At 63.8% G+C, this 23,364-nt stretch carries 16 protein-coding genes; 9 read left to right on the forward strand and 7 right to left on the reverse strand.

The window, feature by feature from the left end:
* Positions 1-251: 251 nt before the first annotated feature.
* Positions 252-1,520 carry an isocitrate/isopropylmalate dehydrogenase family protein gene (locus tag LAN61_08980; protein ID MBZ5540636.1) on the forward strand — a complete coding sequence of 423 codons (1,269 nt, stop codon included), beginning with the start codon at positions 252-254 and terminating at the stop codon, positions 1,518-1,520.
* A 102-nt stretch (positions 1,521-1,622) separates the two neighbouring features.
* Here LAN61_08980 and LAN61_08985 read toward each other — a convergent pair whose 3' ends face one another.
* On the reverse strand, positions 1,623-2,279 hold the full coding sequence (locus LAN61_08985; protein MBZ5540637.1) for a rhomboid family intramembrane serine protease: 657 nt from the start codon (positions 2,277-2,279) through the stop codon (positions 1,623-1,625).
* A gap of 315 nt (positions 2,280-2,594) precedes the next feature.
* On the opposite strand from LAN61_08985, the gene recO reads away from it, so the two are divergent.
* The 7 genes from recO to LAN61_09020 all read left to right on the forward strand — a co-directional run bounded on the left by recO (position 2,595) and on the right by LAN61_09020 (position 13,774).
* Positions 2,595-3,335 (forward strand): DNA repair protein RecO, encoded by a 741-nt coding sequence (recO, locus tag LAN61_08990; protein MBZ5540638.1) that lies wholly within the window; start codon positions 2,595-2,597, stop codon positions 3,333-3,335.
* Complete coding sequence (locus tag LAN61_08995) at positions 3,332-4,282, forward strand: glycine--tRNA ligase subunit alpha (protein MBZ5540639.1); 951 nt, start codon at positions 3,332-3,334, stop codon at positions 4,280-4,282. The genes recO and LAN61_08995 overlap by 4 nt, the downstream gene beginning before the upstream one ends.
* Positions 4,279-6,417 carry a glycine--tRNA ligase subunit beta gene (gene glyS, locus LAN61_09000; protein ID MBZ5540640.1) on the forward strand — a complete coding sequence of 713 codons (2,139 nt, stop codon included), beginning with the start codon at positions 4,279-4,281 and terminating at the stop codon, positions 6,415-6,417. The genes LAN61_08995 and glyS overlap by 4 nt, the downstream gene beginning before the upstream one ends.
* Positions 6,418-6,558: 141 nt before the next feature.
* Positions 6,559-9,276, forward strand: a complete 2,718-nt coding sequence (ppdK, locus tag LAN61_09005) for a pyruvate, phosphate dikinase (GenBank protein MBZ5540641.1) — start codon at positions 6,559-6,561, stop codon at positions 9,274-9,276.
* 159 nt (positions 9,277-9,435) lie between these two features.
* On the forward strand, positions 9,436-11,805 hold the full coding sequence (locus LAN61_09010) for a hypothetical protein (protein ID MBZ5540642.1): 2,370 nt from the start codon (positions 9,436-9,438) through the stop codon (positions 11,803-11,805).
* A gap of 26 nt (positions 11,806-11,831) precedes the next feature.
* Positions 11,832-12,479, forward strand: a complete 648-nt coding sequence (locus LAN61_09015; protein MBZ5540643.1) for a hypothetical protein — start codon at positions 11,832-11,834, stop codon at positions 12,477-12,479.
* Entirely contained in the window at positions 12,476-13,774 is a 1,299-nt protein-coding gene (locus LAN61_09020) for an MFS transporter (GenBank protein MBZ5540644.1), read from the forward strand. The genes LAN61_09015 and LAN61_09020 overlap by 4 nt, the downstream gene beginning before the upstream one ends.
* Before the next feature lie 18 nt (positions 13,775-13,792).
* Here LAN61_09020 and LAN61_09025 read toward each other — a convergent pair whose 3' ends face one another.
* Together LAN61_09025 and lptF are read right to left on the reverse strand one after the other, a co-directional pair.
* On the reverse strand, positions 13,793-14,320 hold the full coding sequence (locus LAN61_09025) for a hypothetical protein (GenBank protein MBZ5540645.1): 528 nt from the start codon (positions 14,318-14,320) through the stop codon (positions 13,793-13,795).
* A gap of 160 nt (positions 14,321-14,480) precedes the next feature.
* Complete coding sequence (lptF, locus tag LAN61_09030; GenBank protein MBZ5540646.1) at positions 14,481-16,799, reverse strand: LPS export ABC transporter permease LptF; 2,319 nt, start codon at positions 16,797-16,799, stop codon at positions 14,481-14,483.
* 56 nt (positions 16,800-16,855) lie between these two features.
* Between lptF and LAN61_09035 the strand changes: the two genes are divergently transcribed.
* The gene (locus LAN61_09035) at positions 16,856-19,057 is read left to right on the forward strand and encodes a glycoside hydrolase (protein MBZ5540647.1); all 2,202 of its coding nucleotides are present in this window, start codon (positions 16,856-16,858) and stop codon (positions 19,055-19,057) included.
* A gap of 33 nt (positions 19,058-19,090) precedes the next feature.
* On the opposite strand, the gene LAN61_09040 is transcribed toward LAN61_09035, so the two are convergent.
* The 4 genes from LAN61_09040 to LAN61_09055 all read right to left on the reverse strand — a co-directional run bounded on the left by LAN61_09040 (position 19,091) and on the right by LAN61_09055 (position 23,271).
* Entirely contained in the window at positions 19,091-20,209 is a 1,119-nt protein-coding gene (locus LAN61_09040) for a hypothetical protein (protein MBZ5540648.1), read from the reverse strand.
* Positions 20,210-22,430: 2,221 nt separating this feature from the next.
* The gene (locus LAN61_09045) at positions 22,431-22,607 is read right to left on the reverse strand and encodes a hypothetical protein (protein ID MBZ5540649.1); all 177 of its coding nucleotides are present in this window, start codon (positions 22,605-22,607) and stop codon (positions 22,431-22,433) included.
* A gap of 5 nt (positions 22,608-22,612) precedes the next feature.
* On the reverse strand, positions 22,613-22,873 hold the full coding sequence (locus LAN61_09050) for a hypothetical protein (GenBank protein ID MBZ5540650.1): 261 nt from the start codon (positions 22,871-22,873) through the stop codon (positions 22,613-22,615).
* Entirely contained in the window at positions 22,870-23,271 is a 402-nt protein-coding gene (locus LAN61_09055; protein ID MBZ5540651.1) for a GIY-YIG nuclease family protein, read from the reverse strand. The genes LAN61_09050 and LAN61_09055 overlap by 4 nt, the downstream gene beginning before the upstream one ends.
* Positions 23,272-23,364: the final 93 nt, after the last annotated feature.

Below are 23,364 nucleotides of genomic sequence, written 5' to 3' on the forward strand. Positions count from 1 at the left end.
CTTTGTGCGTGTTACGCCAATCCACTGTTCGAAACTCACCGCCAAGTTCCGCTCCACCCTTCACCCTAACCTCGAATCTCAGCAACTCCTTTGTAATCTGCAGTTCCAAAAAATCTGCCCCTATCCCTTGTAGAATCTGCAGTTCCAAAACACAGAACTTAAAACCCTTTGGAATCTGCAGTTACAAAAAACACCAGGGGGTGGGGGTCATTCTGTTTACTTGCTCCGGCCCTGTCGGAGCCAGATATCCGATGAAGGATATCTGTCCCGCCTGCTCCCACCTTGTCGGAGAGCGACCATCGGGAGTCGAGGGACCTCTCTTTTTCCTCCAACCCAACGAGGGTGTCTGTCCCTCCTTCCCCCGATTGACGCCCGCCGGAGCGCATGTTAGCGTGCGCCCTGGTTTACTTCCCGCACCTCAGGAGGCTCTCCCCTTGGCCAACATCCCTCTGCGCAAAGGCGGTCCGGCAGCCCGCATCGCGGTCCTCCCCGGCGACGGCATCGGCAGGGAAGTGACCCCCGAATCGGTCAAGGTCCTGCACGCCGCCGTCAAGCGCCCCATGGAGTTCGTGGACCTCGACTGGGGCGCCGAGAAGTTTCTCCGCGAAGGCGTCACCCTGCCCCCAGGCGCCATCGAGATGCTCCGCGACGAATTCGATGCCATCCTCTTCGGCGCCCTCGGCGATCCCCGCGTGCCCTCCAATCAGCACGCCGCCGACATCCTCCTCGGCCTGCGCTTCCAGCTCGATCTCTACGTCAACGCCCGCCCCGTCGAACTCCTCCACGACCGCCTCACCCCGCTCCGCAACCGCACCGCGCGCGACATCCGCCTCATCGTCTTCCGCGAAAACACCGAGGGCCTCTACGTCGGCGTCGGCGGCATCTTCAAGAAGGGCACCCCCGACGAGGTCGCCGTCCAGGAGGACATGAACACCCGCAAGGGCGTCGAACGCATCATCCGCTACGCCTTCGAGTACGCCCGCCAGCACCACCTCAAGCGTCTGTGCATGAGCGACAAATCCAACGCCATGACCTTCGCCCACGGCCTCTGGCAGCGCGTCTTCAAGCTCATCCGCCAGGAGTACCCGGAGATCGAATCCCGCCACCTGTACATAGATACCCTGGCCATGGAGATTGTCCGCGACCCCAGCCAGTTCGATGTCATCGTCACCTGCAACCTTTTCGGCGACATTGTCAGCGACCTCGGCGCGCAGCTCGCCGGCGGCCTGGGCCTGGCCCCCTCCGGCAATATCCACCCCGGCGCCACTTCACTCTTCGAACCCGTCCACGGCTCTGCCCCCAACATCGCCGGGAAGGGCATCGCCAACCCCCTCGGCTCCGTCCTCACCTCCGGCATGATGCTCGATTTCCTCGGCTGGGAAAAGGAAGCTGCGCTTCTGAAGGATGCCGTCCGCGCCGCCCTGCAGGTGAACCGGGTGACTCCGGATCTTGGCGGCGAGCTTCAGACCGCCGCCGTTGGCGACTGGCTGGCGGAATATGTGGCAAAAAATGCGTCGTAGAGAGTTAAAGTGTTTGTTTAAGCTGAATTCCAGCGTGCGAAATCTTCGGCTTTCTTCTCTGCGCCCTCTGCGTCTCTGCGTTAATTCTTTTTCTTCTTCCGCTTATCTCCGCCGCGCACCGATCGTCAGCGCCATGCCCATCAGGAAGCCGCCCACGTGCGCCCACCAGGCCACTCCTCCCGCCGTGCGCATCCCCAGCGTGCTCATCCCGCTCAGAAACTGCAGCACGAACCACCATCCCAGAATGATCACCGCCGGAATCGGCACCAGGAAAATGAACACCAGCGTCAGTATCCGCGACCTCGGGTACAGCACCAGGTATGCCCCCATCACCCCGGAGATCGCCCCGCTGGCCCCCAGCGCGGGAAGCACGGAATGCAGGTTCGTGACCACATGCAGGAGACCCGCCGCGATTCCGCAGACAAAATAAAACAGCAGATACGCGAAGTGCCCGAAGTAGTCCTCGACGTTATCGCCGAAGACCCACAAAAAAAGCATATTCCCCGCGAGGTGCAGCACACTTCCGTGCAGAAACATGCTGGTCACCAGCGGCAGCAGCGCCGTTGTCCACTCTCCGTGCCCGGCCAGCAAAGCAGGGAAGCGGTTCGGAACCGTGCCGTAGGCAAAAGCCAGGACTTTCTGAGCATGCTCCGTGAGTGAGGCTTGGTAGGCAAATACCGCCACATTGCAAAGGATCAGCAGCACCGTCACGAACGGCACGCCGCGGCGTGGATTCAGGTCTTTGAGTGGGATGAACATGCCGTATGTCCGGGACTCGAGGAATGTAGCGGAAGCGGCTCTGTTTGGGAAGCCCTCCGGGAAGGGACGGCCGTGTCCGATAATTATTTTGCGGAAACTTGGCGGTTAACAGAACGCCGGAGCCGCTCGATGGCGCTGCGCGGGAAGTGGTTGCGGCGAAGGGAAACGCGCAAGTGGCCGATTTTTTTGTGTTTCCGGTTGAAGCAAACATTGCGCCTGCGTGGCGGGTATGGTAAGTAAACAAGAGCCCGCTTCGACGATGCTTTGCCGGCTCTTCTGCTCCGTGCAAGCGCGAGTCGGCGCGCCGACAGCGATATGCCTGCTCTGGAAACGGAAGCGATCATCCTCAAGACATTTCCTCTGGGCGAGGCCGACCGCTTGGTGAGTTTTCTCTCCCGGTCCAGTGGCCGGATGCGCGGCGTGGCTTCCGGTGCGCGGCGGCTCAAGAACCGCTATGGCTCGACGCTGGAGCTGCTGGCGCACGTGCAGATGGATTACATCGAGCGCGAGACGCGCGATCTGGTGCGCATCCAGCAATGCGACCTGCTGGAGTCGTTTCACGCGGCGCAGAGCGAGTACTCGCTGGCGACCGGGCTGGCGATGATCAGCGAGATCACCGAGATGGTCTTGCCGGAGCGCGAGCCGGCGGAGGCCATGTTCCGGCTGATTCTCCTGGCGGCGGGAGAAATTGAACGGCGCAAGGATTGGCGGCTTCCCGTCTGCTATTTCGCTTTCTGGACGGTGAAGCTGGGCGGCTGGCTTCCGCCTCTCGATCGCTGCGGGAAGTGCGGCGGCGTACTCGGCTCGCGCCAGGGGTATCATGCTTCCTGGAGCCCAGGGCTGTTGTGCGAGGATTGCCGGCGGCCCGGGATGCGTTCGCTCTCGCCCGCGGCGCGCAAGATTGCCGAGATTTTGAAGAGTGAGCGTTTAGACAAGATCGAAGACACCACGGTCCCGGTTGCGCTGGCGGAGGAATTGCGCGAAGCCGCTCTCGATTGGATCGAGCATCACACGGAACGAAAATTGATTACCCGGGGACTCTTGGAGACGGCGTGAAAACTAAAGTAAAACTTGAGAAGAAAAAACAGGGACTCACCGTTCAGGATCTGATTCTCACGCTCTCCCAATTCTGGGTGAAGCGCGGCTGCGTGCTGCAGCAGCCGTACGACGTGGAAGTGGGCGCCGGCACCATGCATCCGGAAACTTTTCTGCGCGTTCTCGGAGCGGCCCCTTATCGCGTGGCCTACGTGCAGCCGAGCCGTCGGCCCGCCGACGGTCGCTACGGCGAAAATCCCAACCGCCTCTACAAGCATCTGCAGTTTCAAATTGTCCTGAAGCCTTCGCCGGCGGACGTACAGGACGTGTATCTAAAGAGTCTGGAGGCCATCGGCATTCGCCTGGCCGAGCACGACATTCGCTTTGAAGAAGACAACTGGGAGTCGCCCACGCTGGGGGCCTGGGGCATCGGCTGGCAGGTGCTGCTCGATGGCCTGGAGATCACGCAGTTCACTTATTTCCAGCAGTGCGGGGGAGTGGATCTGGATCCCATCTCCGTGGAACTGACCTATGGGCTCGAGCGCATCGCATCCTTCCTGCAAGGGGTGGAGAGCGTCTACGATCTGCGCTGGTCCGAGGACCGCAGCTACGGGGAGATTCGATTGCGGGAAGAGCAGCAGCTTTCCGTGTATAGCTTCGAACGCAGCGACGCGCAGGCCATTCGCTCCGAATTCGAGATCCACGAGAAGGAGGCCAAGGGACTCCTGGATGGGTTTGAGCGGACCAAGGGGCCGGCGCGGGAGCGCTATCCGCTGGTGGCCGCCTACGATCTCTGCCTGAAGTGTTCGCACCTGTTCAACCAGCTCGATGCGCGCGGGGTAATTTCCACGACCGAGCGGGCCGCACTGATGGCCCGGGTGCGCACGCTGGCCTGCCGCACCGCAGAGTATTTCGTACAGCAGAGGAACGGGGAAGAAAGCATCCCCGCGGCCGAGGTGCGCGCATGAAAAAGGCCCTGGACCGGCGCGCGGAGTTGCTGTTTGAAATCGGGTGCGAAGAGATTCCCGCGGGAATGCTGCCGCGGGCGGAAGTGGAGTTGCGCGCCCTCCTGGAGAAGACACTGGAGGCGGAAAACCTCCTGGAGGGAGCGAGCGTCGCGGCGTATGCGGCGCCGCGGCGCCTGACGGGCTTGGTGTATGGCTTGCGCGTAAAGCAAGCCGATGCCGTGAAAGAGGTGACCGGCCCGCCGAAATCGGTGGCCTACGACTCTGTCGGCGCGCCGACACGCGCCGCGGTCAGCTTCGCCGAAAAGCAGGGCATCCCCCTGCACAAGATTCAGTTCGTCTCCACGCCCAAGGGCGAATATCTTGCCGCAAGGCAGGTCATCCCCGGACGCTCGGCGGAGAAGATCCTCGCCGAGTTCCTGCCGCGCGTGATTCACGATCTCTCCTGGCCGCGCTCCATGACCTGGACGGGGCTTTCCGGGGTGCGCTTCATCCGGCCCATCCGCTGGATCGTGGCCGTCTTCGACGGCAAGCCGTTGCGCTTCAGCTATGGCGACGTAAGCAGCGGCGACCGCACACAGGGCCACCGCTTCCTCGGGCGCCCCAATTTGCAGGTAAAGAATTTCCGCGACTACGAAGCTAAGCTGCGCGCGAATGGCGTTCTGCTGCGGCCTGAAGCGCGCCGGGCCAAGATCGAAAAAGAGATCGCCGCGCTCATCCGGAAATCCGGCGGGCGGCTGCACGAGGATCCGGAACTGCTCCATCTGGTGACGTATCTGAACGAGTGCCCGTCGGTCCTGCAGGGCGATTTCGATCCGGCATTTCTGGACCTGCCGGACGAGATTCTGGTTACGGTGATGCGCGGGCATCAGAAATATTTCGCCGTGGAGAAGCGCAACGGGGAGCTGGCGCCGCATTTCCTGGCAGTGATCAATCTGCCCAAGGATCCCAAGGGACTGGTGCGCGCGGGGCATGAGCGCGTACTGCGCGCGCGCTTTGCGGATGCCCGCTTTTTCTGGGAGTCGGATCAGAAATGTCGGCTCGCCGACTATCTGCCGAAGCTCGAGCGCGTCACCTATGAATCGCGGCTGGGCAGTTACCGCGACAAAGTCGAACGCATGCGGGCCATCGCCCGCTGGCTGGCCGAGCAATGGTACAACCTGGGCCTGAAGCAGGCGCATGTGCCGGACGCGGACCGCGCGGCGGAACTCTCCAAGTGCGACCTGGCTACGGAAATGACCAAGGAGTTCACGGAGCTGCAGGGCATCGTGGGCGGCCTGTACGCACGCGCGCAGGGCGAAGCTCCCGAAGTGGCCGACGCGGTCTATGACCACTACCGCCCCGTGGGACTCGACGATCCCATCCCCGGCAATCTGACGGGCTGCGCCGTGGCGCTCGCCGATAAGCTGGACAGCGTGACCGGCTGCTTCGCCGTGGGCATTATTCCCACGGGCTCGAGCGATCCCTACGCGCTGCGCCGCGCCGCGCAGGGCATCGTCAAGATCATCCTGGAGCGCAAGCTGACGCTCTCGCTCGCCCAGGCGCTGGGCGCGGCGACGCGGGCCTTGCACGCCAACCCGCCGAAGCTGGCGGTCGCTCCCGAGCAGGAAGCGCAGATTCTGGAGTTCATTCTCGACCGCGCGCGCTTCGTCTTCCGCGAAAAGCTGGGCTTGGCCTACGACGAAGTGAACGCGGTTTTCCGCGCGGGCGCCGACGACCTGGTGGATGCGCACCACCGCCTGGATGCGCTGTGCGCCATCCGCAAGACGCGCAACTTCGAACCCCTGGCGGTCTCCTTCAAGCGCATCCGCAAGATTCTGGAAAAGGCGGACGCGAAGGAAAAGGGGCATGCCCTGCAGCCGGATCTTTTCGAACTGGAGGCGGAGCGCGAACTGTATACCGCGGTGCGCGAGGCGGCGGCGCGCGTGAAGGTGCACAAGCGGGCCGGGCAGTACCGCGAGGCCCTGGAGGTAATCGCGGGTCTGCGCAAAGCGGTGGACCGTTTCTTCGTGGATGTGATGGTGATGGCGGAACAGGAAGCGGTGCGCCGCAATCGGCTGGCGCTGCTGGCAGAGCTGCTCAAGGAATTCACCACCATCGCCGATTTCTCGGAGTTGGGCGGAGAAGAAACGCGCTGAGACTAATTGAAAGTAATACTTGAAGTTACTTAAAAAGTCGTAGCTCCGAATGTCGGCATGCCGACTGATAGCGCAAACAGGAAGCGATCTTCAAAACAGGTTTCTTCGGCAGCGATTCGCCGGGAATGAAGAACGAGGTGCATCGTGAAGAAATGGGTCTATTTTTTTGGAGCAGGTAAAGCAGAAGGTAGAGGCGAGTGGAAGGACTTGCTCGGCGGAAAGGGCGCGGGGCTCGCCGCGATGACGCGCATCGGCTTGCCGGTTCCCGCGGGCTTCACCATCTCCACCGAAGCCTGCGACCACTTTTACAAGAACGGCCGCAAACATCCTCCCGGACTGCGCCTGGAAGTCACCAAAGCGCTGGCGCGGCTGGAACGCATCACCGGCAAAAAGCTCGGCGATTCGAAGAATCCGCTGCTGGTCAGCGTGCGCTCCGGCTCGGCGCGCTCCATGCCGGGCATGATGGAAACCATCCTCAACCTGGGGCTCAATGACCGCTCGGTCCAGGGCCTGGCCGGAGCCACCGGCAACGAGCGCTTCGCCTATGATGCCTACCGCCGGCTTGTGCAGATGTATTCCACGGTGGTGACCGGCCTGCCCAAAGAACACCTGGAAGAACGCCTGCGCGCGATGAAACAGCGTCTGGGCGTGAAGGAAGATACGCAGGTCAGCGCCGCGGGCTGGAAAGATCTGATCCGCGACTATAAGGAGTACTTCCAGGAGAAGACCAGCTCGCCGTTTCCGGAGGATCCGCAGGAACAGCTGTGGGGCGCCATCGGCGCGGTCTTCGGATCGTGGATGGCGGAGAAGGCGGTGACCTATCGCCGTGTGGAGCACATCACCGGCCTGTTGGGTACGGCCGTGAGCGTAGTCCAGATGGTCTTCGGCAATATCGGCGAAAATTCCGGCACCGGCGTTTGCTTCACACGCGACCCCTCCTCGGGCGAGAAAATTTTCTACGGGGATTACCTGGTGAATGCGCAGGGGGAGGACGTGGTGGCGGGCATTCGCACGCCCATGCCGCTGACGGAAATGGCCAAGCGCATGCCCGCGGTGTACGCGCAGCTCGAAAAAGTTCGCGCGAAACTGGAACGCCATTACCGTGACATGCAGGACATGGAGTTCACCGTCGAGGCCGGCAAACTGTACATGCTGCAGACGCGCACCGGCAAGCGCACCCCGGCGGCGGCGTTCTGCATGGCCGTGGACATGGTCCAGGAAAAGCTGATCCGCAAGGAAGACGCCGTGCAACGCATCCAGCCGGCGGATATCGAGCGGCTGTTCTATCCGGTGATCAAAGCCAACTCGGAGACCGACGGTTTGGCGGCGAAAACCCTGGCGCATGGGATCAATGCCGTGCCCGGCGCCGCGGTCGGCAAAGTGGTCCTTTCGGCGCATACCGCGGAAGAGTGGGCCGAGCGCGGAGAGAAGGTCATCCTGGTGCGGCGCGAGACGAGTCCCGAGGACGTCGGGGGCATGGCCGTGGCTCAGGGGATTCTGACGGCCACGGGCGGAAAGACCAGCCATGCCGCGGTGGTGGCGCGGGGCTGGGGCAAGTGCTGCGTGGTGGGCTGCGAGGCGCTGGACATCGATTACAACGCCCACCAGATGCAGGTGAACGGGCGGGTCATCCGCGAGGGCGACTGGATCACGCTGGATGGCAGCGAGGGCATTGTTTACCAGGGGCAACTGCCGCTGGGCACGCCGACGCTTCCAGCGGCTTACGCCACGCTCATGAAGTGGGCGGATGAACTGCGCCGGATGCGCGTGCGCACCAACGCCGACACGCCGCAGGACGCGCGCAAGGCCCGGGAGATGGGCGCCGAGGGCATCGGGCTGTGCCGCACCGAGCACATGTTCTTCACCGACTTCGAGCAGCCGGAGAAGAGCCACGAGCGGCAACTGGCGATCCAGGAGATGATCCTGGCGGAGACCCGGGAAGCGCGCGAGAAAGCGCTGGGGAAGCTGCTGCCGTTCCAGCGGCGGGACTTCATCGGCATCTTCAAAGCCATGGACGGCTACCCGGTGACCATCCGCCTGCTGGATCCTCCGCTGCATGAGTTCCTGCCGCACGAGCGGGACAAGCAGGAGGAGCTGGCTAAGAAGCTGGGGATCACCGTGGAGCACGTGGCCCGGCGCGTCGAGCAATTGCACGAAGCCAATCCCATGCTGGGACACCGCGGCTGCCGGCTGGCCATCACCTATCCGGAAATACTGGAGATGCAGGTGCGGGCGATCATCGAGGCGGCCATCGAATGCCAGCGCGAAGGAATTAAAGTGATACCGGAGATCATGCATCCGCTCACGCTGGACGAGAAGGAGATGCGCATTCTCGAGCAGGGCACGCGGCGCGTGGCCGAGGCGCTCATCGCCAAGGCCAAGGTGAAGCTGCCCTACGCCGTGGGCACGATGATCGAACTGCCGCGCGCGGCGCTGCTGGCGAACGGCATCGCCCAGGTCGCGGAATTTTTCTCCTTTGGCACCAACGACCTGACGCAGACCACCATGGGACTCTCCCGCGATGATGCGGGGCGCTTCCTGCCCGACTACGTGGACGAGAAGAAGGCCGGGATCTTCGCCGCCGACCCCTTCCAGACACTGGATACCGCCGGTGTGGGGCTGCTGATGCGCTGGGCGGTGAAGGAGGGACGCACAGCGCGGCCCAAGCTGAAGGTGGGGATCTGCGGCGAGCACGGCGGAGACGCCGAGAGCGTGAAGTTCTGCCACGTGCTGGGGCTGGATTACGTAAGCGCGTCACCGTTCCGGGTGCCGATTGCGCGGCTGGCGGCGGCGCAGGCGTCTATTCAAGAAGAACTTGAAGCTAAAAAGCCGGCCAAAAAGGCCCGCAGCAAGCGCTGATTCTGAAATTGAAAGTAATAGTGGAAGGTGCAGAAGCAGCACGAAAGGTCTCCCGGGGTGTGAATTGTGCGGCGAGTGCTGATTCCGGTCGCCCTGCTGGCACTCTTAAGTGCCGCCACCGGAAGCTGTGCGCAAACCACAGCGGAGCTTCGCGGAGAAGTGAGCGACGAAAACGGCGTGCCGGTCTCGGCCGCCGAAGTCGTGCTGCGACTGCCCAGCGAGCAGGCAGCGGCCGCGAAGCCACCGGCAGTCCTGACCACCCTGACCGATGACTTGGGGCGGTATTCCCTCAGCCATCTCCCGCCTGGAGACGGCCACATCACCGTGCGCAAGCCGGGTTTTTTCGTCCTGGCGGAGCAGCCGCTCAGGTTGCACGAAGGGCTGAACGAAGCCTCCTACACGCTGAACCACGAACAGGAACTCCACGAAAAGGTCGAGGTCACCGCCGCTGCGGGCCGCATGGAACCGCAGGAGACGGCGCAACGCGCCGCACTGCTGGCGCGGGAGATTCGCGACGTTCCGGTACCGAACACACATACGCTGCTCAACAGCCTGGTGGTTTTGCCGGACATCCTCCGCGACAACAGCGGGGCGATCCATGTTGCCGGGGCGCGCGCCGGGGAGACGCAGTATCTGCTCGACGGGTTCGAGATCGGCGATCCGGCGACGGGCGGGTTGAGCGCGCGGTTCAATGTGGATGCCGTGCGCTCGGCGGAGGTGCAGGCCGGGCGGTTCGGCAGTGGCTACTCGCATCCTGGAGCTGGCATCCTGAGCCTGGATACGATCTCCGGAGACGACCGCTGGCGGTTCGGGACGACGAACTTCGTCCCCGGGATTCACGTGGAGCGCGGGTGGCACCTCGGCAACTGGTATCCGCGGTTTCAATTTTCTGGGCCGCTGGCGCGGGGCCGGGCATGGTTTTCGGAGGCGCTGAGTCTGCAGCACACCTTTACGCTGGTGAAGCAGCAGCCGCCCGGGGCGGACACGACATCGCAGTGGGCCGGGCAGAGCCTGCTGCGGCTGCAGTGGAACCTCACGGCGCGGCAGATTCTTTCCGCGAGCTATCTCTACGACCGCGAAAGCGACACGCACCTGGGACTGGACGCGTTCGATCCACTGTCCACGACGCTGGATGGCGAGCGCCGGCGCTTGTTCGTCGCGGTGAAGGATCAAATCTGGCTGCACGCCGCGCTGGTGACGCTGGGGATGGCCGCGGACAGCGGAGTTCTGGAGCGCGTGCCGCAGGGCAGCGCAGCGTACGTCCTGACGCCGGGAGGCGCCTCCGGCAACTATTTCGAGCGGCTGCGGCGGCGCGGGAGGCGGCTGCAAGTGATAGGCAGCGTGACGGCGCCTGCGCGGCGCTGGCACGGGACGCACGAAGTAGCGGCGGGCTTCAACGGGAACGCGCTGGCGGTGTCGCAAGCGGCGACGCGCGGCGAAGTGGAGGTGTGGCGCGGCGACGGAACGCTGGCACGGCGCAGCACGTTCAGCGGATACTCTGCGTGGCGGCTTTCCAATACGCAGGTTGGCGGCTACGTGCAGGACACCTGGGCGGTTACGCGGCGGCTGATCCTGCAGGGCGGCGTGCGCGCAGATTGGGACCGCCTCGTGCAGCACGCCATGGCCGGGTCGCACGTGGCCGTCAACATTCTGCCGCTGCGGGAAGACACGGCAAAGCTTTCGCTGGGCTGGAGCGTGACGAATGCGCCGCTGGATCTCGCGCTGCTCGGGCAGGCCAGCGATCAGGCGCAGGTGGATACTTTTTACGACGCGAGCGGACAGGTGGCAGTAGCTGGGCCGGCGGCGAGCCGGTTTGTACTGCCGGTGGGCGGGCTGACACAGCCGCGCTTTGCGAGCGCCAGCGCCGGCTGGCAACAGAAGATCGGGACGGGTACCTTGCTGGGCGTGGAATTGCTCGCGCGCAATGGCCGCGATGGCCTGATGTATGAAACGCAGCAGCCCGGGCAGCCCGGCACGCTCTTTGTGCTGCAGAACACGCGGCGCGACCGTTATCGTGCCGCGGCGTTTTCCGCGCGCCATGCCTTTGCCCAGAAGGCGGAGCTTTTCGCCAGCTACACGAGGTCGCGCGCGCACTCGAGCGCCGTGCTGGATCCGGCGCTGGGCGCGCTGCAATTTGCCGCGCAGCAATCCGGGCCCGTGGCATGGGACGCGCCGAACCGGCTGCTCAGCTGGGGCTGGGCGCAGACGCGCTTCTGGGGGCTGTTCCTGAGCTACTTCTTCGAGTATCGGACGGGCTATCCCTTCAGCAGCGTGGATGCTTACCAGCAACTCGCGGGGGCGGCCAATGCGCAGCGTTACCCGGATTACGCCAGTTTGAATCTGGGCATCGAGAAGCGCTTCCAGTTCCGCGGCTACTACTGGGCGGCGCGGATTTCCGCGGTGAATGTGCTGGGGCGGGAGAATCCTGATACGGTGGTGAACAACATCAGCGCGCCGAATTATTTGCTGTTCGCGGGCGGGCAGAGTCGGTCGTTTACGGCGCGGCTGCGCTTTGTGGGACGCAAGTGACGCGGAGCGGCAGCGGGAAGCAGGGAGTGCCGATGACTGCCGCGCGCGAGCCATTTCCGGTGCTGCGCTGGGTGGCGTTGGGTTGGGTGCTGGTGTGGCTGCCGGTGTATGTGCGGGTGTGGGGCTGGGCGAACCAACTGCTGCTGTGCGACGCTGCGGTGATCCTCGCGTGCATCGGGGTGTGGCGGGGAAGCCGCCTGCTGCTTTCCAGCCAGGCGGTGAGCGCGCTCTTCGCCGGGCTGCTCTGGGCTCTGGATGTGGGCTGGCGGCTGGTTGCCGGGCGCCATCTGTTCGGCGGAACCGAGTACCTGTGGGACGCGCGCTACCCGGAGTGGGTGCGGCTGCTCTCGCTCTACCACGTGGCGCTGCCCGGAGTGCTGCTGTGGACGCTGCGGAAGACGGGCTACGATCGGCGGGGGCTGGCGGCGCAGTCCGGGATTGCCGCGGTGCTGCTGGTGGTATCGCGCTTCCTGCCGCCGGAACTGAACCTCAACTTTGCCTACCGGGATCCGCTACTGCACCGCGCGTGGGGGCCCGGGCCCGTGCACCTGGGGGTGATTTTTCTGGGGCTGGTGGCGGTGGTCTATGTGCCGGCGCATCTGCTGTTGTGCCGGGTCTTTCCGGAGAAGCGGAGCGGGATAAATTCGCCGCTAGCTGAGGAGCGGGTTACTTGACGAGTGCGGCGGGCGGAAGGGAAGCGCGGATTCGGCGCAAGCTGCGCGGGCGGCTGCTGCCGTTTCTGTTCGTGCTGTACATCGTGGCGTTTCTGGACCGCATCAACATCGGCTTTGCGGCGCTGACGATGAACCAGGAGTTGGGGATCACGAGCCGGCAGTTCGGGCTGCTGGCGGGGATTTTCTTCGTCGGGTACTTCCTGTTTGAAATTCCCAGCAATCTGCTGCTGCATAAGATCGGGGCGCGGGTGTGGATTGCGCGGATCCTGCTGACGTGGGGGATGGTGGCGGTGCTGACGGGGCTGGCGCACAGCGTGGCGCAGTTGTACGTGCTGCGCTTTCTGCTGGGAGTGGCGGAGGCCGGTTTTTTCCCGGGGATGATTCTGTATCTGACCTACTGGTTCCGGCAGCGGGAGCAGGCGCAGACGCTGGCGCTGTTCCTGACGGGGTTGCCGGTGACGTCGATTGTGGGGGCGCCGCTTTCGGGGCTGATTCTGGATCATGTGCACTGGCTGGGGATCAGCAGCTGGCGCTGGCTGCTGGTGCTGGAGGGGATCCCGGCGGTGGTCTGCGGAGTGCTGACGTATTTCTTGCTGCCCAGCCGTCCGGCGGAAGCGAAATTCCTGACGGCGGAGGAAAAAGAGTGGCTGCTGGGGGAGCTGCAGCGGGAGGAAGAGCAGAAGAGGGGCGCGCACCCGGTATCGGCGCTGCAGGCGCTGACGCACGGGCGGGTGTGGCACCTGGCGGGGACATACTTCGCGCTGATGATCGGGCTGTACTCGATGGGCTTCTGGATGCCGCAGACGGTGAAGGCGCTCTCCGGGAGGTACTCCAACAGCGTGGTAGGTGTGCTGGTGATGGTGCCGTACCTCGTGGGCCTGCTGGGGATGCTGCTGGTGTCGTGGAGTTCGGACCGCCGCGGGGAACGGCGGTATCACACGGCGATTCCGGTGCTGGCAGGCGGGCTGGCCCTGATGCTGCTGGGGACGACCCGCTCGCCCTTCTTCTCGATGGCGCTGCTGGCCCTGGTGATTGTGGGGATTTACAGCTTTCTGGGGCCGTTCTGGTCCCTGCCCAGTGAGTTTCTGACGGGATTTTCCGCGGCGTCGGGCATTGCGTTCATTAATTCGGTGGGCAATCTGGGCGGGATTGCGGGGCCGTGGGCGATCGGGGCGATCAGCCAGACGCAGTGGGGCGTGACCGGAGGCTTTGCGGCGGTGGGGGTGTCCTTGTTCGCCGGAGCGGGGCTGGTCCTGCTCCTGCCGAAGGACACACCGGCGCCGGCCACGGGATAAGATAGTCCGCGCGCGGCTTTATTTCTCGCCAATGCGCCAGACAATGCCCGCGCTGACGCGGACGTCGTGGAACCAGTCGCCAGCGAGACGCTTGGGAAGGTAATCGACCTGCACGGCGCGAATGGCGAAATGCTGGCCCGCATGCATGTCCACGCCGCCGCCGAAGGCCATGGCCGTGCCCGTCATGCTGCTGCCGCCCCCGCCGAAGGTCGCGGCGCCCGCCAGAGCATGGAGGAATCCCGTGGCTCTGTGGGAGCGCGCCGAAAGCTGCGGACCGAACAGGTACTCGTGCTGGTGGAAGTTGATCCCGCCGATGCTGCGGTAGTGCCCGCCGAAGTCGCCTTTGAAACCCAGCACGCTGGAGTAATTCCAGTTCAAGCTGGCTTGCCAACCGCCAAACAATTCGCGTCCGCCGGAGGTCAAGGCGTCATTGCGGAGCAGCGAAGGGCCAACGTAGACTTCAGCCAGGGGAGTCTCGTTGCGCTGTGCGGGCAGGGGCCAAGCGGCGAAGAGCGTCAGGCCCAAGAGGAAGAAAAGTTTGCGCATAGGTCGTCATCCTTTCCAGCGGGGCAGGAAATGCGGGAGGGGGGACTGGAAACATCCCGTTGTCTGCGGCCAGATAAGTCTGCATCGGGTCCTGTGGGCGGGTCAGTGATGGAGGTCACGCGTCGCGGTGACCGGAAGCCGGAGGAAAAGGCGGCGGCAATCAGGTGGGCATCTTCAGAAAGAAGTAGAGGCCGAGGAAGAGGAAAATGAGATCGGGCGACCAGCCGGCGAGGAGCGGGGGAAGCTGGCCGACGCCGCCCATAGCTTCGAGCAGGGCGGCCACAGCCCAGTAAAGGATGCCGATAAGCACACCCAGAGCCACGCCGCCGACGGCGCCGCGCGTGCCCACGAAAAAGGCGAAGGGAATCGCCAGGAGAATGCTGATGGGGGCAATCAGGGGATAGGCGATTTTCTTGTGCCACTGCACGGTGAGCGCGGAGACGTCAAAACCGGCCTGGTGCAGGTCGTCAATATAGGCGCGCAGATCGCTCCAGCTCATCTGGATGGCCGGGCGCACCTCGCGGTGGAAATAGCTGGGCGGCTCGGTAAGCTCGGGGAGCGAAGTGACGTTGAAGCGGTCGAAGCGCGTAATCGTGCCGCCGGAGAAGTCGCGGATCCAGCCGGACTCCAGAATCCAGATCTTCTGGGCCTCCGCCCAGTGGGCGCGCGCGGCGAAGACGCGGCGGCGGATTTGGAAGGTGGCGGGATCGAGTTCCAGGACGGTTAAATCGCCGAAGAGGCTGCGCGCGGGGTCGAAGAGGTCATAATTGTAAATGCGCGAGTTCTCGCCGAAGATCCACTGGCGGTGGGGGCGGAAGAAGGTCTGCGCGGGCTTGCCCTTGATAAGATTGCGCAGGGCGTCCTGGCGCTGGTTGGCATAGGGGAGATAAATATCGTCGAGGAGGACCATGGTGCCTGCCAGGGCCAGACCGGCGAGGAGCAGTGGCAGGGCCAGACGGTAGAGGCTGATGCCGCTGGCTTTGCAAGCCACGATCTCGTTGTTCTTGGACATGACGCCCAGGGTGACGAGGACGCCGATGAGCGCGCCGAGCGGGGCCAGTTGGTAGAGCAGGTAGGGGGTCAGGAAGCGGAAATAGTTGAGCACCACGAGGAAGGGGACGCGGTGGCGAGCGATGTCGTCGAGCAGTTCGAAGAAGGTGAAGGTCTCGAAGAGGAAGATAAAGGCGCCCATCAGCAGCAGGAAAAAGGAAAAGAAGCGGCGCAGGAGGTAGAAGTCCATCAGGCGGGGAAAGCTGGAGCCGGAAAGCACAGCGGCATCGCGGCTGCTGCGCGCGCCATTAGCGGCACGCTCGGCGGCGCGGGCGCGCAGGCGGCGGCGCAGTAGGCGAAACCATACGGCAATTTTTTCCAGGCGCTGCAGGAGGGGGCTATCGCCGCGGTACTGCTCCATCTGCGGGAGCAGGATGAGGCCCAACGCGGCGAGGATGGCATTGGCGGCCCAGATGCCCACGGCGGGCGGGACCAGCCCCTGGCGGGCGAATCCCGCGCCGAGAACCAGCAGCAGGTAATAGGAGGCAATCAGCAGAACAGCAAGCAGGAAGCCGGCGGCGCGGCCGCCCCGGCGAGGACGCGCGCCGAAGGGCACGGCGATGAGCGCGAAGACCAGGCAGGCGGCGGGGAAAGCCAGGCGGCGATGCAGTTCGACACGGGCGTCGCGCCAGGCGGGGCCGTCGACGGCGAGAAGTTCACCGGCCGAGCGCTCGGCGTTGCTGAGCGGGCGCTGGGAGATGGGGGCCAGGTCGGTGAGCTCGAGAGGCCAGTCGCTGTCGCCGAAGGCGGTGACGGAGTAGCGCTCGGGCTCTTTGCGGGAGAATTCGTGTGTGGTGCCGCCGCGCAGGTGGAGCTCGAGCTTGCCGCGCTGCAATTCGGCAATTACAATCGCTTCTTCCGCCAAGGTGAGCCGCGAACCGCTCTCCCCGCCGGCCTCCGCCAGGAAGACGCCGCGCCACTGCATCCCGCTGGGGGACACGTCGTTGACGTAAAAGACGAGGCGGGGGAAGCGCTCGTCGAAGACGCGGGGCTGCACCTGGAAGGAAACCTGGGAAGCGATGAGACTCGTCTCGATGGAGCGGAAGGTGCGCAGCGCCAGGGGGCTGGCCCACAGGGTCATGAGCAGGGTGAGCAGCGCGCCCCCGGCGGCCAGGACGGCGACGGGCAGGAGCACGCGGCGGCGGCCGATGCCCAGGGCCGTGAGGGCGATCAATTCGCTGTCGGCGGACATGCGCCCGAGGCCGAGCAGAACGCCGACCAGGACGGCCATGGGCAGGGTGAAGACCAGGATGCCGGGGAAGGCGCAGAGCAGCAAGGTGAGGATCTGCCCGCTGGAGCCGGCGTGACGCACAAAGAGTTCCATCAGCCGGACGAGCTGGGGGATGAAGAAAACGAACGAAAAGACGATTAGCCCGAGAAGCGCATGGCGGAAAATTTCGCGGACGATGTAGCGGTCCAGGATGCGCATAGAGCGGGAGCCAAGTGTAGCACGATGCAGGAGAAGTCCGAGGAACGGAGCGAGAAATGAATCGGGTCCACCTGGTATTGCTGTGGCACATGCACCAGCCCCAGTATCGCGATCCGGACAGCGGAACCTACGTGCTGCCGTGGACGCGGCTGCACGCCCTGAAGGACTACTGGGGCATGGTGGAACTGCTGCGGGAGTTCCCGGGGGTGCATGCGACGTTTAACGTGGTGCCGTCGCTGGGCATGCAACTGGAGGAGTACGCCAGCGGGACATTCGACGAGACCTGGTTCACGCTGGCCTTCCGCCCCGCGGAGGAACTGAGCGGGGAAGACAAGCGGGAAATTCTGGCGCGGGCGTTTCAGGTGAATCACGAGCGGTTGATGGCGCGGTGGCCGCGGCTCGTGGAACTGTTTGAATGGGCGCAGGCGGCGGGGGGCGCGCAGGCGCTGGTCTCGTTTTCGCTGCGCGACTGGCGGGACCTGCAGGTGCTCTCGCAGATGGCCTGGATGGACGAGTACTGGTTGGAAAAAGATGCGGTGGTGAGCCGGCTGGCGTCGAAAGGCAAGGACTACACGGAGAAGGACAAGGCGGAGTTGCGCGCCAAGCAGCTGGAATTGCTGAGCCGGGTGCTGCCGGCGTACCGCGAGGCGGCGGCGCGCGGGCAGGTGGAGCTGACGACGACGCCGTTCTACCACCCGATCCTGCCGCTGCTGTGCGATTCAGACATTGCCCGGGTGGCCAATCCGGGCACGCCACTTCCGCGGCGGGCGTTTCGGCACCCGGAGGATGTGCGGGAACAGTTGCAGCGCGCGCGGGCGTATCACCAGCGCGTGTTCGGCACGCAACCGGCCGGGCTGTGGCCTTCGGAAGGCTCGGTCTCCGACCAGACGCTGCGGATCGCGGCGGAAGAGGGCTTCCGCTGGTTCGGCACGGACGAGGGCGTGCTGGGACGCACGCTGAACGTGGGCTTCTTCCGCGATGCCGCGGGGCTGCCCGCAAACGCGGAACGCCTGTACCAGCCGTGGCGCTTTCAGCCCGGCGGGAAGGAGATAGCCGGACTCTTCCGCGACCATCACCTCTCGGACCTGATCGGGTTCGTCTACAGCCGGCTGGACGGCAAGGACGCGGCGGCCGACCTGCATGGGCGGCTGCGGCATATCGGCGAGAGCGTGGCTGCGGAGCATCCGCTGACGGTCTGCCTGTTTCTCGACGGAGAAAATGCCTGGGAATACTATCCGGGCAACGGGCGGGAATTCCTGCGGGAGTTCTACCGCCGGGTGCAGGACGATGCGGATATCCGCCCGCTCACGGGCTCGGAAGCGATTGAGGCGGGCGGGGAGCTGCCGACGTCGCGGGTGATTTTCCCGGCTTCGTGGATCAACGCCAATTTCGACGTGTGGATCGGGCACAACGAGGACGTGTCGGCCTGGGAACTGTTGTGGGATGCGCGGGAAGCGTACACGCGCGGGGCGGAGGCGCGGGCCAAGGGAATGCAGAGTGCGCCGACGGAAACGGCGCTGGCCGCGGCCTACGAATCGCTGCTGACGGCGGAAGGCAGCGACTGGTGCTGGTGGTTCGGGCCGGAGCACAGCACGGCGAACGACGCGGAATTCGACGCGCTCTTCCGCAAGCACCTGACGGGGGTGTACCTGGCGCTGGGGCGCACGGCGCCGGAAGAGCTGGGGAAACCGATCAAGCGCCAGCCGGAACACGCGGTGAAGCTGGCGCCCGCGGGGCTGCTGCGGGTGACCGTGGACGGCCGGGACACTTCATACTTCGAGTGGATGGGCGCAGGGCTCTACGCCCCGGAGCGGCGCGGGGGGGCGATGCACGGGCGCACCTATTATCTGCACGAGCTGCGCTACGGCTTCAGCGAGGACTGCCTATTCGTGCGCATCGATCCCTTCCCGGACGCCATCGAGCAGATGGACGATCCGGAGTTCCGCATCAGCATCGGCGCGGCGGAAGAGATCGCGATCGTGGTGATGCTGAAGCGGGGGCGGGTGAAGGAATTTGCGGTGGAGAAAAACCGCATCTGCCTGCTGAACCCGCGCAGCGTGGCGGCGGTGGCCTACGACCGCATCCTCGAAGTATCGGTGCAGAAGGAACTGCTGAACCTGGCGGGGCAGACGCATCTGCGGCTGGGCGCGGCGTTATGGCACGGGGGCTTGCCGGTGGACGTGCTGCCGGCGGAAGGCACGCTGGAAGCCAGCCTGGGCGAGGAAGATTCCTCGTGGCCGCTGGAACCCGCCTCGTAGCGCGCGGCCGTTGCCGTTTTTTTCCGGGAGCCATCAAAATAATTTCACGGCAAGCTCGCGGGGATGACTGCCCACGGGGATCAGAGTGAGCAGGCTATTGGTGCGCACGCGGATGACGGCGAGGTCGTCGGAGCCTTCGTTGACCACGAGGAGAAGGTTTTCGCCGGGATCGAAGCGGCAGACAGTGGGATTCTGGCCGGCCTGCACGGGGCGGCTGACGCGGCGGTTGGCGATGTCCACGGGGGCGACGCGCCCCGCGGCGGTGTCCGAAACGTAGAGCAGGCTGGCATCGCCGCTGAGAATGCCGCGGGTGGGCGCGGAGCCGAGCAGGACGTAGTCGCCGACCTCGTGGGTCCAGGTGTTGATGGCCTGCAGGCCGTGGGCGCCGGGCGAGAGGACGTAGAGTTCGCCGCCATCGGGTTTGAGCAGCAGGTCGGTGGGAATGCCGGCGAGCTCCAGGTTGGCGAGAAGGACGCCGCGGCGCAGGTCCACGACGGAGAGCAGGCGGCTCTCGCGGCTGGCGATGAAGGCCAAGGAACTGTCGGGGAGGACGGCGATCTGGCCGGGGCGGGGCACGACCGGGATGGCCTCGCGCGGGGCGAGCGAAGCGGCGTCGTAGACGTCCAACTTTCCTTCGCGGCCGTTGAGCACCAGCAGGGATTTGCCGTCGGGGGTGGCGCGCACGAGGACGGGTTCGCCGGGGATGTGCGTGCGCGCCAGCACCTGGCGCGAGGCGCAATCCACGACCACCAGAGATTCGCCAGCAGCGGCGGTGACGTAGGCGCGGCGGCCGTCCGGGGAGAAAGAGACGGCATAGGGGGAAGCGCCGACGGGGATGCGCGCGGCGACCTGGTTGCTTTTGGCGTCCAGAACCCAGGCGTAGCCGCCCGCAGTGCTCACGCCCCAGATCTCCGCGCGCGTGGGGTGCTCCACCAGGCCGGAGAGCGCCGGGCCCACGGGGACGCGCGCGGAGACGGCCAGGCGGATGAGATCCACGACCGTGACATCGCCGTCGTCGGTGAGCACGTAGGCGCAGAGGCGCAGACCGGGGCGCAGGAACGAGGGCCCGTGCTCGCGGAGGATCACGACGATGCCCGCGACGAGCAGGACGGCAAGGAGAAAATAGACACGGAAGTTGTTAAGGCGCTTCATAGAGTTCCCGAATTGTCGCATGGGGCGGAGGGAGAAGAGAAAGAAAAGGATAACGCAGAGACGCACCGATAAGATCGGAGCGAGCTCCGTGCACAGAGTCGCGCAGAGCCGGAAGGGGACAGGAGTTCAAGTAAAGTTTTAAGATGTGGCACGGCACCCCCTACCCACCCCCGTGTTTTTCGCAAAGAGTGCGCAAAGAATTGATTTCTTGGGAGTTGCATTGCGCTGTGCGCGAAAGAGTGCGCAAGAGTATCAAAGGAAAGAATTTTAAGTCGTGTAGATTTTCGTTGATACGGGAGAGTGCGGAAGTGCTGATTCTGGAGGGGTTGCGGGACGGGCTTGGATGCGTTGGTGTATGCGATGAATTGGCGGCCGGGGAGGGAGAGTTGCGGCGCGAGCGGTGGAGAGGACAAGGGGCGAGTTCCTATCTCCTCCGCGCCGAAAAACAAAATTACTATAGCGCAGAATGTACTCAGAGTCTATATAGATTAGTGGTATTTCGAATGGTGCGGCGAGGCGCATTCAAGGATGAGGAGAACAGCAAAGAGAAAAACCCCACTCATGCCCGTAAACTCAACCAGGGCGCAAAAAACGTGCTTCGCTCTTATCGAGGGGCACCCCGATCTTGCCCGGTCATTAAATTTGCGCCAACCGCCTACTATGGGTGTCAAATCACCGATGTCCGCCACCGCGGGATCCACCGCCTCTGTTGCCGTGGGAGCCTCCACCCCCATGACCACCCTGGTAGCCACGGCCACTTGAGGCGCGTCCATCACCGCCGCCATGACCGTATCCACCACGCCCAGAGTGGGCGTTGCCGCGGCCATAATTGCCGCGCCCAGAGGAGTACGCGTTGCCGCGGTTGTAGTAGCCGTTGCCGCGCCCGGAGTAACTGTTGCCGCGGCCGTAGTAGCCGTAGCCACGACCGGAGTAGCGGTCGTGGTCATAGTCCCGAGCGTAGCCACGCCCGCGGCTGTAGTAGCCGTATCCACCACGACCGTAGTAGCCGTGGAACCACGGGCCAGCACCGATAAAGACACCGCCGACAAATGACTCCGGACCGTAGTAGCCATAAGGTGCGCATTCGTAGGGGTAGTAGCCATAGTAACCGTACGCGCAAACGGGAGCTACGCGGACGTAGCCGTAGCGCGGGCCGATGGCAATGCCAACGGAAACTTGAGCCTGGGAGTAACCTGCGGTAAGCATGAAAATGCCAAGGAAAGCGAGATACCTTAGATAGCGCATTTTTGGACCTTTCGTCAGATCCGGAAGAGCGGTCCTAAACCTACCTGGATCTGAAGGCCTACTGGCGTCTCAGGTTCGTCTGAGGCGCCTCCTCAAGTTATCAAACCCCAAGACTGGAAAAGAGTTGCAGGTCTTTCCCTGGCCAATAAATCGCCTTTTCAGCGGCGATTGAATGGCGGCCAAGGGGAAGGATCGCGGCGCTGCCGCTGCCGAACGAGTAGCGAAGCAGGAGAGACAGCGAATTGAGCGCGCAGAGGCCATCCAGGGCGGAGGAGTGTCCGCGGGGAGTGCGGGCGGCTGTGTGTTTTGGTGACTCCCAGATCGGCCAGCAGGCGTCGAGGAAGAGAGATTTCTCCGTTGCGGTCGGTTCCGCAAGTTTTCCCAGTCCTCACGGGCTGGGCTACCGTCTGGCGCACCTACGGCGCTCGCGATTCTTATTGCAAGCTTTCCCAGCCCGCGCGGGCTGGGCTAACGTTTGGCGCGCCTACGGCGCAGGGCGGAGGCGGCTGTATGTTTTGGTGACTCCCAGATCGGCCAGCAGGCGTCGAGGAAGAGAGATTTCTCACGTTCGTTCGAAATGACGAGCAAAAACAAAAGGCGAAACCAGGAGCCGGGCTCAAGCCCGGCGTCTACAAAGGCATGGACAGCGGGGAGTGCGGGCGGCTGCGTGTTTTGGTGATTCCCAGATCGGGCAGCAGGCGCCGAGGAAGAGAGATTTCTCTCTACGCAAGCCGACCGCTTCGCAGGAACGAAGCGGGAAGAAAGAGCGTCGGCTTGCTTCGTTCGATCCCGCAAAACCGTTCGGGATGCCCCGACCGGGTCGGGGTAAACGCCATACGCAAATGACGGGCAAAACAAAAGACGAAACCGGGAGCCGGGCTTCCCGGCTGTGTCGGGATAAATTCCGCCCGGTGCTACACAACCCGAGAGCAGAGCCGGGCTTCCCGGCTAAAAGCGCCGGGACGCGGATGAGAGTCTAAGAGAAAAGCAGATTCCTCACTTCGTTCGGAATGACATGGGTGCCTTGGTGTCCGGCGGGACGGCGGGCGGGGACGGGGGAGAAGAGGCGGGATTCGCGGTCGTATTTCCGGTGTTCGGCGGGCTCGCTGTAGGGCGAGTTGATGATGAGCTGGTCGATGGTTTTGGTGGCCATAGGATTCAAGAGAGAAGCAGATTCCTCACCCGCAAAGAGCGCGGGTTCGGAATGACGCCAGAGAGAAAAACGAAAACAGGAGGAAAAAGAAAAACCGGAAGAAAAAGCAGAACCGGAAGGAAAAAGAGCAGATCCCTCACCCGCCAAAAAACGGTGGGTTCGGGATGACAAAAGGAAAAGACCGAAGCGAGAAGCGGATTCCTCACCCACCAAAAAACGGCGGGTTCGGAATGACAACCAGCCGTGATGCTGGTGTTAATGGTCATGAGCTTCCCGGTAGCCGATCGTGATCTTTTTGGTTGTCATCCCGAATCCGTTCGCTGGTCTTTAGCGAACGGGTGAGGGATCCGCTTTGGAATTGCCGACTCCGGTAAGCGTGCGGTAATTGGACTGCAAGGTCTTCCCACGTTGCGTTTTTACATTCGATCAGGCGGATTTTCTTTTCACGGCGCCAACCTTTGATTTCCTTTTCGCGTGCGATGGCGTCTTGAATGTGGCCGAAAGATTCGAAGTGGACGAGGCGGAAGACTCGGTAACGAGTGGTAAAGCCCGGGACGAGACCTTGGCGATGTTCGATCATTCGGCGTTCGAGGTTGTCTGTTACGCCGGTGTAGAGGGAGCGGGAGCGGCTAGCGAGGATGTAGATGGCGTAGTGGTGGTTCATGTGGAGACCGGAAAAAGCGGATTCCTCACCTGCGATGAGGCCGCGGGTTCGGAATGACAACGAAACGCCTGAATGACGAGTGATAAAGAGCCG

This window comes from Terriglobia bacterium (genome assembly GCA_020072785.1).
Classification (GTDB): Bacteria; Acidobacteriota; Terriglobia; order Acidiferrales; family UBA7541; genus Acidiferrum.